Origin of the sequence: Rhizobium sp. SSA_523 (assembly GCF_030435705.1) — a bacterium.
Classification (GTDB): domain Bacteria; phylum Pseudomonadota; class Alphaproteobacteria; order Rhizobiales; family Rhizobiaceae; genus Neorhizobium.
The window spans coordinates 1,594,061-1,607,483 of record NZ_CP129382.1 but is presented as its reverse complement, the minus strand read 5'-3'; the positions used below and the strand labels follow the sequence as shown (position 1 = coordinate 1,607,483).

General features: G+C 64.8%; 12 protein-coding genes. 3 read left to right on the top strand and 9 right to left on the bottom strand.

Annotated elements, in window-relative coordinates:
- Window positions 1–4: 4 nt before the first annotated feature.
- The 7 genes from QTJ18_RS16105 to QTJ18_RS16075 form a co-directional block, all read right to left on the bottom strand.
- Window positions 5–775, bottom strand: a complete 771-nt coding sequence (locus QTJ18_RS16105) for a class I SAM-dependent methyltransferase (protein WP_252751193.1) — start codon at window positions 773–775, stop codon at window positions 5–7.
- Complete coding sequence (locus tag QTJ18_RS16100; RefSeq protein ID WP_252751192.1) at window positions 772–1,251, bottom strand: GNAT family N-acetyltransferase; 480 nt, start codon at window positions 1,249–1,251, stop codon at window positions 772–774. The genes QTJ18_RS16105 and QTJ18_RS16100 overlap by 4 nt, the downstream gene beginning before the upstream one ends.
- A 220-nt stretch (window positions 1,252–1,471) precedes the next feature.
- Window positions 1,472–2,554 carry a VirK/YbjX family protein gene (locus tag QTJ18_RS16095; RefSeq protein ID WP_252751191.1) on the bottom strand — a complete coding sequence of 361 codons (1,083 nt, stop codon included), beginning with the start codon at window positions 2,552–2,554 and terminating at the stop codon, window positions 1,472–1,474.
- Window positions 2,555–2,957: 403 nt separating this feature from the next.
- On the bottom strand, window positions 2,958–5,042 hold the full coding sequence (locus tag QTJ18_RS16090; protein WP_252751190.1) for a hypothetical protein: 2,085 nt from the start codon (window positions 5,040–5,042) through the stop codon (window positions 2,958–2,960).
- A gap of 13 nt (window positions 5,043–5,055) precedes the next feature.
- On the bottom strand, window positions 5,056–7,866 hold the full coding sequence (locus QTJ18_RS16085; protein WP_252751189.1) for a DUF4159 domain-containing protein: 2,811 nt from the start codon (window positions 7,864–7,866) through the stop codon (window positions 5,056–5,058).
- Window positions 7,863–8,798, bottom strand: coding sequence for a DUF58 domain-containing protein (locus QTJ18_RS16080; protein WP_252751188.1), 936 nt, complete (start codon window positions 8,796–8,798; stop codon window positions 7,863–7,865). Before QTJ18_RS16080 ends, QTJ18_RS16085 begins: the two co-directional genes overlap by 4 nt.
- 50 nt (window positions 8,799–8,848) lie before the next feature.
- Window positions 8,849–9,862: an AAA family ATPase gene (locus tag QTJ18_RS16075; protein ID WP_252751187.1), complete on the bottom strand. Its 1,014-nt coding sequence runs from the start codon at window positions 9,860–9,862 to the stop codon at window positions 8,849–8,851.
- A 172-nt stretch (window positions 9,863–10,034) separates the two neighbouring features.
- Between QTJ18_RS16075 and QTJ18_RS16070 the strand changes: the two genes are divergently transcribed.
- Genes QTJ18_RS16070 through QTJ18_RS16060 form a run of 3 tightly spaced genes read left to right on the top strand, consistent with a single transcriptional unit; the run spans window position 10,035 to window position 12,579 of the window.
- Window positions 10,035–10,670, top strand: coding sequence for a DUF1285 domain-containing protein (locus QTJ18_RS16070; protein ID WP_252751186.1), 636 nt, complete (start codon window positions 10,035–10,037; stop codon window positions 10,668–10,670).
- Window positions 10,667–11,314, top strand: coding sequence for a CoA pyrophosphatase (locus QTJ18_RS16065; RefSeq protein WP_252751185.1), 648 nt, complete (start codon window positions 10,667–10,669; stop codon window positions 11,312–11,314). The genes QTJ18_RS16070 and QTJ18_RS16065 overlap by 4 nt, the downstream gene beginning before the upstream one ends.
- Complete coding sequence (locus QTJ18_RS16060) at window positions 11,311–12,579, top strand: CCA tRNA nucleotidyltransferase (protein WP_252751184.1); 1,269 nt, start codon at window positions 11,311–11,313, stop codon at window positions 12,577–12,579. The genes QTJ18_RS16065 and QTJ18_RS16060 overlap by 4 nt, the downstream gene beginning before the upstream one ends.
- A gap of 158 nt (window positions 12,580–12,737) precedes the next feature.
- Here the strand turns inward: QTJ18_RS16060 and QTJ18_RS16055 are convergent, their stop codons facing one another.
- Window positions 12,738–12,932 (bottom strand): DUF1059 domain-containing protein, encoded by a 195-nt coding sequence (locus QTJ18_RS16055; RefSeq protein WP_252751183.1) that lies wholly within the window; start codon window positions 12,930–12,932, stop codon window positions 12,738–12,740.
- A 169-nt stretch (window positions 12,933–13,101) separates the two neighbouring features.
- Entirely contained in the window at window positions 13,102–13,374 is a 273-nt protein-coding gene (locus QTJ18_RS16050) for a hypothetical protein (RefSeq protein ID WP_252751182.1), read from the bottom strand.
- Between the last annotated feature and the right edge of the window lie 49 nt (window positions 13,375–13,423).

Here is a 13,423-nt window from a genome sequence, read left to right as displayed (position 1 = left end):
ACCCTCAACCGGGTTTCACCCATTCCATAAGGTGGCGATAGGGCACGCGGTTATAGGCCGAGCGCGCGGCTTCCGGCCCGCCCACGGCCGGCGGTTCGCGAAAGCTCACCAGCCGCAGCCCAGCGGCCAGCAGTGCCTCCATGTAGCGGCTCATGGGCCGGTGATAGTTGAGAATGCGGATGCCGCGCCAGGCCTGCCAGTCGGCATGCTCCTCCAGATAGGTGTCGACGCGGACGAAATCCTTGCGACCGTGCGCATCCCGCACCCAGGCCGCGCCGCCGCTGGCGGTGATGAAGGGATTGAGATTGGCGATGACCAGGCTTGCCCCCAGCCTCATGACGCGCGCCATTTCCGCCACCGAACGGTCCAGATCGGCAATGTCGATCAGGCTCAGATAGCTGACGACGAGATCGAAGCTTTGTGCGGGCAAAGGCATGTCTTCCGCCTGTGCAAGGATATAGGTTCCGGCCGGATCCTTCCGGCGCGCGACGTCCAGAAGCGGTTCGGTGGGATCGATGCCGGTGACGCTGGCAAGGCCGTGATGCTGGCGCAGGCGCCGCACGAAGCGGCCTTCGCCGCAGCCGACGTCCAGGGCGCTGGCAAAGCTGCGCCCCGCCAGCAGGAGGTCAAAGGCAGGATCGAGAACATATTGGCGGTTGAAATCACCGAATTCGCCCTGACTGTCGATCCAGCCGTCCGCGGATTCGCTCCAGCCATTGTCAAGCGGCTGTACCGCGCCGCTGTCTGCGCCATCGTGTCCCTTCGGTTCCGTCATTCTTCGTCTCCCGTGGTAAACCGCTTGCTCAGCCAGGTGATCCGCAAGGCTTGCTCACAATCGCCGCCGTCCGGCCCCTGCCTGCTCAGGCTGCCGCGAAGAGGGCCATGCTCGCCAATCCTCGTGTAGCCGCAGCGCAGGTAAAGGTCCAATGCCGAGGGGTTCATCGTATCGAGATAGGCGCCAAGGCAGCCGCGTGCTCTGGCTTCATCTTCGGCCATCAAGAGCAGGCGGGCGCCGAGTCCCTTGCCGCGGGCATGGGCGGGAATGAACAGGAGCTGGACATAGAGCCAGCCGCGCGCGGTATAGCCGACAAGGCCCCCCTCCACCTGGCCCGCATCATTGCGCAGCGCGATATGGAGATCGCGCTTGCCGCTCTGGCCGAAGGTTTCGAGATTATAGGCGATCAGCGGCGCCTCGATCGCCTTCTGTTCCTCAGGCGTAAGGTTATCGGTGACTGATACGGTATAGTTCATGGCAGAAGATCCGGTGGGGCTGGTAGAGGTTCGGAGAGGGTCTGGTGGAGGCTCGTGGAGGCCGGACAAGGGGGATCAGCTTCGAAGGCGTGATCCAACATATCTCCTTCGCAGGAGGATCGACCGGAATCGCCGGCAAGCAGAGCATAGTACGGATTTCTGCCCAATGCTGAAAGCCGAGGCCGTGCGGCCGCGTCAAGCAGTATCCGAGACCTCGCGATCAAGCAGGCGAGAGATCCTGTCCCGTCCCGATCGCGATTGCGGCCGCATGCGGCGGGCCGAAATTTTCCGCCGGCAAAGCCATTGCCGGACGCGTATCCGCGGGCGGGCGAATCGGGGCAGATCCCGTCCCTTCCTCCTGATGCTCCGGGCCTGGGCTCAGCAAAGCGGCCTCGATCTCGGCCGCCATCTGCTGCTTCAAGGCATAGCGGCGCAGGGTTTCCGCCCGTCGCTTTGCCGCAATGCTCTCCAGCGGCCGATAGTGCGTGACAGCCGGCAGGAGATAGTCGCCATCCGGTCGGCATATGCCGCCGAGATCGGTCCACAGACTGTCGAAATCGGCCTTGATGCCGGTCGGCCTTCGCCGCCCGGCCGCCAGATGCCGCGTCTGCGTCGGCGCCAGAATGGCCTCCGCACCCAGAAGGGTGGCGATGGTCTGCGCGGCAGCCATGATCAGGTCCCGCGGTCGCAACTGATGGAGATCCCGCGTCGCCTCGCGCACCACGTCCTTGGCATCCGCTCCGTTGGCGCCCTGCATGGTGCCGATCAGGAAGACGAGCCGGCGATCGCTCCGGCAGAAGCTGCCGCACAGGCAGCAGATGCGCCGGCTGTTTTTCCTCAATTCCAGAATGAGCTCGCCCTCCCGCCTTTGCGCCGCATTGCAGGTGATCACCAGATGATAATCCGTCTGCGTCCGGCCCTTGAGCGTCGCGATCACGCCGGTCATGCGCGACAAGGCCAGAATGCGACGGCCCGCCACGCTGGAGAGCAGCGTGCGATAGTGATCCAGCATGCAGCGGACGCGATCCTCGACCCGCCAGCCGCGGCGCATATATTTGCTCAAGGGTTTTGCCGCGATGAAGGGAAAGGCGATGAGCTGCGGCTGCAGGCCGGGCGTCGAGCGGAGATAGCGAAGCCAGGGGGCCGCCGCGTGATGAGAGAGCAGCGCGCGCAGCAGAAAGCGCAAACGCCCCTGCCAATCCTCGGGCTGGCAGCCCGGATGAAGGTGCTGGGCCAGCGCCCAGGCATCTACAAAGAACGAAAACCTCAGATTGTGCAGCGACATGAGCTGGAAAACGAGCATGAGCAATGTCTCGCGGGGGAAATGCAGGTAATATGGAAATTGGAACAGTATAGATTGCAAAATAGTTTATTTTCATATGGTTATAGGCGGCATGATAACCTATAACGCTGCCCGGATACAGGGTCTATGCTTGAAGATCAACACGAAAGAGAGCGGAATGGCACAAGCGCAGCGCGGTTTTCACCGCAAATCCTGCTTTGGCCGATTAAATGAGATGATGATTCAGGTTTCCGCCAGAAGAGCTTGAAAAGCATCATGATCCAGGCGGCGGGCCATCGCCTACTGCCTACTGCCTATTGCCTATTGCCAATTGCCTATTGCCCATCGTCCATCCTTCGTCCTTCACCGTCTGGCGGAGGATCGGGCTGAGGCGCGCGGGGGCGCCATCAAGGGCACAGGTCGGTTATCGCCCTTCGCGCCACCACATGGCGGAAATGGCCATCAACAGCACCGCCAGACCGGCAAAGCCCGCAAAAAGCGGCGTGGTGTCAATGCCGCGCAGCACGGTCTCATCCGTCATGCGAATGACCATGCGGTCGGGATCGCTGATGCGGACTTCGCCGCGCACGGGCAGAATGTCCGGCAGGCGCACTCCGGTGCCATCGTCCTCGGCGATGCGGGTCACGAGACCACGGGTCTTTTGCGCATAAGGTGCAAGCGTCTCCTCGGTGGAGATCATCGCCTTGAATTCCGGCGCATCCACCGTGCCGATATGCACCAGCGTCGAGAATTGCCCGTTGGAAATCTGGAAGAGGCCGGTCTCCTCCATGCGTTTCTCGATCCGGTAGAGGCCGGGTCCCGCGGCGGTAAAGGGCACGGTTTCCGTGCGGCCCGAAGGGTAGCGGATTTCCGCAGGGCCCGGATCGTCGCCGATCGTCTGGCGGGTGGCTTCCAAAGTGCGGCCAAGCGCTCTCGCGGTCAGCGCCTCCTCCTCCAGTTCCGGCTCCTTCATCAGCCAATGGGCAATGCGCCGGTAAAGGGCGACATGCGGACCGCCGCCTTCAAAGCCGCGCGCCCAGAGCCAGCCCTGGTCGGACAGAAGCATGGCGACGCGGCCTTCGCCCTCTCGGCTGAGCACGAGGAGGGGCCGGTTGGCATCGCCCTCCATCACTGTCTCACCCTGCGGCTGACTGACATCGATGGTGCGGAACCAGCGTCCCCAGGCGGGCGGTTCGCTGGCAGAGCCGTCCAGACCGCGGGTCACCGGGTGCTTCTTGCCCAGTTCCGACAGTCGGGGGAAATAGGCCGCCTGTTCGATCTCGCCCGTCGGCGTGGCCGGCAGAATGCCGGCAAGCGGCGTGGAGGCAATCGAATCCTGGCCGGAAAATTCCGGTCCCGCAGCGATCAGCAGCGCGCCGCCATTCTGCACATATTGCGCAATGTAATCGTAATAGAGGATCGGCAGAACGCCGCGATGCTGGTAGCGGTCAAAGATGATCAGGTCGAAATCATTGATCTTCTCGACGAACAGCTCGCGCGTGGGGAAAGCGATCAGCGAAAGCTCGTTGATCGGCGTGCCGTCCTGCTTTTCCGGCGGCCGCAGAATGGTGAAATGCACCAGATCCACCGAGGCGTCGGATTTCAGCAGGTTGCGCCAGGCCCGCTCGCCCGCATGCGGCTCGCCGGACACCAGAAGCACCCGCAGGTTCTGCCGGATGCCGTCGATGACGTGCACGGCGCGGTTATTGGCCGCCGTCACCTCGCCTGGCACTTCGTCCACCGCAAATTCCATCACATTGCTGCCGCCGCGCGGCACGGTGAAATCGAAGGGAATGGGCATGCCGGGCGTTGCCTGCAGCCTGGCGATCTGCTCGCCATTCATGCGGATGGTCACCGTCGCGGCGCTGGCCGCGCCACCCGGCGCGGTGCGGCCGTCATCGAAAACGCGCAGCGTCATCTGCTGGTCCTCGCCGACGATCCCGAAGCGCGGCGCCCGCACCACCTCGATGCGCCGATCGAATTCGTCGGCCTTGCCGGTGATCAGCCCATGAATGGGGGCGTTGAAGGGCAGCGCCTGTTCGGTGCCCGGCAGGTCGTGGATCTGGCCGTCGGTCAGGAAGACGGCCCCGCCGATCCGGCCGGGAGGAACATCGGCCGTGGCGGCGGAAAGGGCGGAAAACAGCCGTGTCGAGGGCGTATCGGAATTCTCGTCGTCGCGCACCTCGACGATCCGCGGCTCCATGCGGGGGAAGCGCTGGAAGCGATCCCTCAGCGCCGTCAGCGCCTCATCCGTTTGCGAAACGCGCTCGGCGGTGTCCTGGCTCTGCGACCGGTCGACGATGACCGGAACGATGGTCGACAACTGCTCCCGGTCTTCCTGGTTCAGGATCGGATTGGCAAGCGCCAGCAGCAGGGCGACCAGGGCCAATGCCCGCAGGAGGCTGCCGCGAAGGCCCCGCCACAGCGCCAGCACCGTCAGAAGCGCGGCGACGACGCCAAGCGCGACCAGCACGGACAAAGGCAGGAATGGGGCGAATTGGATGTCCATAGCCTTGGTCTTCCTATTGTCCAAGCCGCTCGAGCAAAGCGGGAACATGCACCTGATCGGCCTTGTAGTTGCCGGTCAGCATGTACATCATGATGTTGACCCCGGCGCGGTAGGCATATTCGCGCTGCATCTCGTCCGGCGGAACAGTCGGCAGCACGGCCGCGCCATTGGCGTCGATGGCCCAGGCGCCGGCAAAATCATTGCCGGTGATGAGAAGCGGGGTCACCCCGTCGCCCGAGGAACTCAGCTGGCTTCCAGACTGGCGGGCATCCTGCCGCGCCTCCACCCAGAGCGGACTGCCCGAATAGCGGCCGGGAAAGCTGGAGAGAAGATAGAAGGCGCGCGTCAGAACGTGATCTTCCGGGGTCGGCTCCAAGGGTGGAATGTCGATATTGGCGAGGATTTCCTGCAGGCGCTGGCCGTTTGCGCTGGGCGCGCCGCCGGTATCCAGCGTGTTCAGCTGATCCCTCGTGTCGAAAAGCACGGTTCCGCCATTGCGCATATAGGCGTCGATGCGCGAGATCGCAGCCTCGGTCGGCATGGGCGCCGTGGCCGAAATCGGCCAGTAGATGATGGGGTAGAAGGACAGCTCGTCCTTGGTAATGTCGAGACCGACCGGAGCGCCGGGCTCCAGCGTCGTGCGGTAGGCGAGGAACTGGCTGAGGCCGTCGAGCCCCTGTTCGGACAGGCGGTCCACATCCGCCTCGCCGGTCACGACATAAGCGAGATGGGTGGTGTCGAGCCGTTCGAGCGCCTGCGCATCGCCGGGTTTTGCGTCTTGGGCACGGCTTTCGCCGGGCGAAAAGGCAAAGGGCAGGATGGCCAGCAGCGCCAAGGCCGCCGCTGCGCGCCCGCCGCGGGGTTTGCGGGAAAAGGCGCCGTTCATGAAAAGCACGATGAGACTATCCAGGATGAGCATGAGCAGGGCTGCGGTGAACAGCGCCGGACGCAGCGAGATCGCCTCGCGTCCGATCAAAGCTTCGCGCAGGACCGGAAGATCGGCGGCGCTGATCTCGACCGGATTGAGCTCCGCATTGGCCGGCAGCAGGTTGACGGCGGTGAAGCCGTCCTCCGACCCGTAGAGCCCGGGCGGATGATCGATGCTGGCCACCGGCACCGTGCCGGCTTCGACGCTGATCGGCTTTGCGGCGGTCTTGTCGGCCGTCAATATGCCTTCCGCCGTCAGCAGGCGGTAAGGGGGGAGGGCTGCCGCCGGTTCGGCCGCGGTGGCCGCGCTTTCGGCACCCGTCGCACGCGACAGCTGGACGAGGCGGCGCAGCATTTCGACGAAGGTGCCCGACAGCGGCAGGTTGGACCAGGTGGCTTCGGCGCTGACATGGAACAGGATGATCCGGCCGGCCTCGACGGGGCGGGTGGTGACGAGCGGCGTTCCATCGGCAAGGCTTGCCCAGGTCCGGTCCGCCAGATCCGGTGTCGGCTCCGCCAGGACCTGGCGCGTCACCGTGACATCCGTGGCGGGCGCCATCCCGGCAAAGGGACCGGCTGCGGGAAATTCCGCCAGCGGCTGGGGCTCTGCCCAGGACAAAGCGCCGCCCAGCGATCTCTCGCCACGGCGCAGGATGACCGGTACCAGCGGATCATCGGTCGGTGCAGCGGCAAGCCGCGGTCCGGCAAAGCGGATCAGCGTGCCGCCGCGGGCGATCCATTGCTGCAGCGGCTGGTAGGTTTCCGCCGGCAGGCGGCCGACATCGGCGAGGATGATGGCGGACGGGTTCTGCTGCAGGATATCGGGGATGGAGGTGGAGAGATCGGCGCCCTTCGGCTCGATCAGGTCGGCATAGGGCTGCAAAGCGCGGCTGATGTAATAGAGCGGCAGGAGGAGCGGCTGCATGTCATTGCCGCTATCGCCGGCAATCAGCGCCACGCGACGACGCTTGAAGCCGTCATCCAGGAGATGCACGCCGCCGGCACTGGAGGCGCCTTCGATCACCAGACGGGAGAAATCATTGCGCAACTCGAATGGCGCGGCAATTTCGGCGCTGGCGGTGGCGGCTCCGGCCGCAAAGCTCAGCTCCCCGGTGGCCAGCGACCGGCCCTGCTGGTCGAGCGCATTGACGGTGTAGCTGGCCGAAGCTTCACGCTCCAGCCGGGAGGCGGTCACCGAAAGCGCATCGGCCGTGTTGGCCGCCGCGGTCAGAGCAAGCCCCTGCGCGCCGTCGCCTTCGATCAGCCGCAGGTTCGCCGGCGAGAGACTGGCCAGTTCTGCCGCCATATCGGCATCCTGGGGCGTCGCGATCCCATCGGACAGGAAGGCGACGGTGCCCGGACGCAGGCCGTTGAAAGCCTCGGTCACGGCAGCGGCGGCCCGGGCGCGTTCCGGCACGAGAGGATTGGGCCGCGCCGCCTGCAGTTTTTCGCGTGCCGCAGCCGCGCTGCCGGGAACGGCATCATGCGTGGCATCGGTGGTGAAGACGATCGACACCGGCAGGTCCGCCGCTTCCGCGTCGCCGATCAGCAGTTCGGCGGTCTCGACCCGCCGGTCCCAGTCTCTCGACGTCGACCAGCTGTTGTCGATCACCAGCGAGAGCGGGCCGGCGGTGGACAATTCGCCCGTTCTGGGATTGAGAACCGGATCGGATATGGCAAGGATCAGCGCCGCCGCCATCAGCATGCGCAGGAGCGTCAGCCACCAGGGGCTCTTGGCAGGGGTCTCCTGCCGCTTCAGCACCGTGGCCAGAATGGCGAGCGGCGGAAAGATCTCGGCCTTGGGGCGCGGCGGAGTCAGCCGCAGCAGCCACCAGATCGCCGGAAGCGCCACGAGCGCGAGAAGAATGGCCGGATTGGCAAAGGCAAGCGCACTCATGAACCAGCTCCCGATCCCCGCGTCACCTGCATCAGCGGCGGATTGCCCGAAAGATAGCCATGAATGGCGGCCAGCGCTTCGGAAGCCAGATGATCGGTGCGGTGAAAGACGAAATTCCAGCCCATATGGCGCAGCGACTGGCCAAGCGTCTCGCGTCTGGCGTGATAGGCCCGCTGGTAATCCTCGCGCAGCGTCTCGGCACGGCCGGAGACCAGTTTTTCGCCGGTTTCGGGATCGGTGAACTCGGTCCTGCCGCTATAGGGAAAGATCTCCTCGGCGGGATCGGCCACTTCGACCACATGGCCGCGCAGATTGCGGCGGGCGAGCGGCGCCAGGCGCTCCATAATGCGGTCGGCATCGTCGAGGAAATCGCCGATCAGCACGATATCGCTCGCGCCGCGGATCATGCTCGCATCGGGAAGGCCTTCGGTGGTCGGCGCATGGGAAATGGCCGTGGCCAGCCGTTCGGCCGCATTGCGCGCCGCGACCGGTTCCATCACGCCGGGGCAACCGATCCGCTCGCCGGAGCGCGCCAGGATCTCGGCAAGCGCCAGCATCAGCACCAGAGCACGGCTTTCCTTGGAGACCGTGCCATAGCTCGACTTGTACATCATCGAAGCCGACATGTCGGCCCAGAGCCAGACGGTATGGGCCGCTTCCCATTCCCGGTCGCGGACATAGGTATGATCGTCGCGCGCCGAGCGCCGCCAGTCGATGCGTGACAGACTTTCGCCTTCCGAATAGGGCCGGAACTGCCAGAAATTCTCGCCGATGCCGCGCTTGCGCCGGCCGTGCCAGCCGGCGATCACTGTATTGGCGATGCGGCGCGCTTCCACCATGCAATCAGGCACCAGAACGGCGCGCTGCCTGGCGCGTGCCAGAACCTCGCTGCCCGGGGTCTGCGGAACGATCTGGCCGATGGATGCTGCCACGCCTGCTCCTTCGTCTTTGCCTCGATTGGGTTACTGCGGTCTCTTCGGCCTCAGCCGCGCGTCTGCTTGGCAAGGCCCTGGATCACGTCGCGCACGCTCATGCCTTCGGCGCGCGCTGCGAATGTCAGGGCCATCCGGTGCTGCAGGATGGGTTCGGCCAGGGCGTGCACATCGTCCAGCGATGGTGCCAGCCGGCCTTCGTAGAGCGCACGGGCGCGGGCGCAGAGCATCAGCGCCTGGCCGGCACGCGGACCGGGACCCCAGGCGACATGCCTGTCCGTCAGCGTATTGCCGTGGCCGGGGCGCGCCGAGCGCACCAGAGACAGAATGGCCTCAACCACGCTGTCGCTGACCGGCATCTGGCGAATGAGGCTCTGAATGCCCTGAAGCCGGGCCGCATCGATGACGCCGCGCGGCTTTGCCTCGCTGAGGCCTGTGGTTTCGAGCAGGATCTGCCGCTCGGCATCGAGATCGGGGTACAGCACATCGACCTGCAGCAGGAAGCGGTCGAGCTGCGCTTCCGGCAGCGGATAGGTGCCTTCCTGCTCCAGCGGGTTCTGCGTTGCCAGTACGTGGAAGGGGGCCGGCAGGTCGTAGCGCTGGCCAGCCACGGTGATGTGATATTCCTGCATGGATTGCAGGAGGGCCGATTGGGTCCGCGGCGAGGCGCGGTTGATCTCGTCCGCCATCAGGAGCTGCGCAAAGACCGGCCCCTTGACGAAGCGGAAGGAGCGCCGTCCGCTCTCGTCCTGGTCCATCACCTCCGTCCCTAGAATATCGGAGGGCATCAGGTCCGGGGTGAACTGGATGCGGTTGGCATCCATGCCGAGAACGGTGCCGAGCGTGCTGACAAGCTTGGTCTTGGCAAGGCCCGGAACGCCGACAAGCAGAGCATGGCCACCCGACAGCACGGCGATCAGGGTGTTTTCCACCACCTGTTCCTGGCCGAAGATGACCTTGCCGACTTCGGCGCGCACGGCGGCAATATCCGACAGCGCCTGTTCGGCGGCTGCGATGATCGCCTTCTCGTCGAGCGGCGCTTCGGTGGAGGTCATGACACCCATATCGGTCTCCATCAGGCGTCTCGCCGGCATCAGGCCGGGGATCGCGAATCGTTGCAGTTGCGGGCTCTCCCCGAGCTTAACAACTTATTCCCACGTCAGCCGCTGGCAAGAATGGCCGGAATGACTATCTCGTGAGAGAGTATCCCCTTATACAGCAAGCATGACTGAAATTATGGCAGACGAGACGATAAACAGCGCAAGCGATGCGGCCGGACTGGCCGCGATGATCGCCCGGGCATCCGAGCAGACCGATGCAGGCGCGGCGGGAGCGGCGCGCGCCCTGCCGCCGGTGGATCGCTGGAACCCGCCCTTTTGCGGCGATCTGGACATGGAAATCCGCGCCGATGGGACATGGTATTATCTCGGCACGCCCATCGGCCGGCCGGCCCTGGTGCGCCTCTTTTCCACGGTTCTGCGCAAGGACGAGGATGGTCGGACCTATCTCGTCACGCCTGTGGAAAAAGTTGGCATTCGCGTGGAGGATGCACCCTTCCTCGCCGTGGAAATGCGCCAGACCCTGCGCGACGGCGTGCCCGTCATCACATTCCGCACCAATCTCGGCGATGTCGTGGAGGCCGGCCCGGAGCATCCCTTGCGCTTTTCGCTTGAAGGCGAGGAGGGCGGGTTGAAGCCCTATCTGCATGTGCGCGGGCGGCTGGAGGCACTCATCAGCCGCGCCCTCATGTATGAACTGGTGGAACTCGGCGAAATCATTGAACTGGACGGCATCGCTACCTTTGCGCTTCGCTCCGCCGGGGCGGTCTTTCCGGTCATGCCGGCGGATGAACTGGACGCGCTGTCGCAATGACTGAGGCTCTGCTCGATCCGAACCGTTTCTCGGCGGAGGAATTCCGCCGCCGCGCGCAGAACCAGTCCGGCGCGCCGTTGGCGCAAGCCATTCACGATCATGGCGATCACCTGCTCAATCCGGATATCGTCGCCCAGGTGGAGGGGCTGGCCCTCAAGGATGCCGCGGTGCTGGTGCCGGTTGTCGACGACCGGGATGGCGGCAAGGTGATCCTCACCCAGCGCGCCACAAAGCTTCGCAAGCATTCCGGTCAGATCGCCTTTCCCGGCGGCGCGATCGATCTCGGCGATACAGGGGCGGAGGGCGCCGCCCTTCGCGAGGCGCAGGAGGAGATCGGCCTTTCGCCGCATTTCGTCGAGCCGGTGGGCCGGCTGCCGGATTACTATGCGGCAAGCGGCTTCCGCATCACGCCTGTGCTTGCCGTGGTGCGTCGCGGTTTTACGCTGAAGCTCAACCCCGACGAGGTGGACAAGGCCTTCGAAGTGCCGCTCTCCTTCCTCATGGATCCGCACAACCACGCCCAGGGAAGCCGCGAGTGGCAAGGTGCGATCCGCCGCTTCTACCGCATGCCCTATGGTGAATGGAACATCTGGGGTATCACCGCGGGCATAATCAGAACGCTTTATGAAAGGCTTTACCGATGACGCATCGTCTTGCCGGCGCGCCCTGGCTGGTCGATCAGCCGGTGCGACAGGTCTTCGCGCTCCTGAACGCCGATGGCGGGGAGGGCCGCATCGTCGGCGGCACCGTGCGCAATGCGCTGATGGGGCTCCCCGTTTCCGATTGCGATTTCGCCACCACACTTCGGCCCGAAATCGTCATTGAGCGCGCCGCTGCGGCCGGGATCAAGGCCGTGCCGACCGGCCTTGCGCATGGAACGTTGACGCTTGTGCTTGACGGGCGCGGCTTCGAAGTCACCACGCTGCGCCGCGATATCGAGACAGACGGCCGGCATGCCGTTGTCGAATTCGGCACCGACTGGCAGGCGGATGCCGAACGGCGCGACTTCACCATCAACGCGCTTTACGTGACGGCCGAGGGCGAGGTGATCGATCTCGTCGACGGGCTGAAGGATATCGAGAGCCGCCAGATCCGTTTCATCGGTGAGGCGTCCCTCCGGATTGCCGAGGATCATCTGCGCGTCCTGCGATTCTTCCGCTTCTTTGCCTATTACGGGTCCGGACGGCCGGATGCGGAGGGATTGCGGGCCTGCGCCCAGGCCAAGACCAAGCTCGACCATCTGTCGGCGGAGCGGGTCTGGAGCGAGATGCGCAAGCTGTTTGCGGCGCCTGATCCCTCCCGGGCGCTGTTGTGGATGCGCACCACCGGGGTTCTGTCGGCCATCCTGCCGGAAAGCGAGAAATGGGGCATCGACGCCATTCACGGCCTGGTGGCCAGCGAACAGGCGCTGGGCTGGACGCCCGATCCGCTTTTGCGGCTTGCGGCCGTCATACCGCCTGATGCCGCGCGGATCGATGCGCTCGCCAGGCGATGGAAGCTTGCGAATGCCGAGACGGAGCGTCTTCTCGCTTTCGCCGCGGCGCCTGCACCGCAGCCCGATCTGAAGGACACGGCGTTGGATCGGCTGCTTTATCGTTCGGGCAAAGCGGGGCCGATCATGCGGCTCAGGCTGGCCCTTGCTTCGGCGCGCGTGAACGCCGCCAATAATGATGCCGATCTGGTAAAGGCCGGGCGCCTCTCGGCGCTGCTGACGCGTGCCGAACGCTTCGAAAAGCCGCGTTTTCCGCTCTCGGGCGCCGATGTCATGGCGGCGGGCGTTCCGGCCGGGCCGAAAGTCGGCGAGATGCTGAGGAGCCTCGAGGATCTCTGGGTCGAGAGAAATTTTTCGCTCGACCGGGCAGCGCTCACCGCCCGGCTGACTGAACTGGCCGGTCTGCCACGGGGCTGATGCGCCCCGGCTGACAGCCGGCGTGCGGCCACTGAAGGGCCTGCACGGAACCTTGCCCGCATCCCGCCTCAAAGATCCGTGCATCTTCGAGGCGGCTATTGTCGATCCGAACCCGGCTCGGGGACCTCTGGACGTGCGGGCCGGGCGTGTGGCTGTGCCTACATGACCGCCTTTGCGGGCGAGTCGTCGCGGATCCGGGCCTTGATATTGTCCACCATGTTCTCGCGGATATAGGTCTCGCCGTGAACATTGCGCATATGGTCCACGGCACGGCGAACCACCTCCGCATCTTCATCGGCGCGGGTATGCCAATCGCATCCGGGAACAAGTGTTCCGCATTCGAAAAGTCTCATTCGAGCCTCCATCGTTGGCGTCTGGACCCTTTGTCAGGGGTACCAGAGAAACAACGATGACAGGCGCCGAGCGTTCCCGTTCGATGCGCGGAAGGACAAAAGATCAGATCCTTCGCACCCGTCAGCCGACGGCTATGCCCAGGCGACTTTGAACCGCTATTCGGCAGCGCTATTCCGAAAGCGCCCAGGCATGGAAAACCGAGGGGTGGAGCTGTCCCGTCCGGTTGGCGCCCTTGCCGCTGTCATTGGCGGCGGTGCGTTCTCCGGCCCGCGCTTCCCCCGCCAATTGGCGGCGGATCTGCTGCACGTAGAAAGAATGCGGCAGATCGGTATCGCTGCGGGCTCGAAGCTCGGCAGCCATGCGGTCTATCATTTCGGGGGTCTCTATCAAGCGCTCCCTGTCGGTAGCGCTTTGTACGGGCACGCCTTGCGATGTAACCATGACATCCTCCTCCGGTGCTTCCTCGGGGAAGCTAGCACCGGAGGGTTGA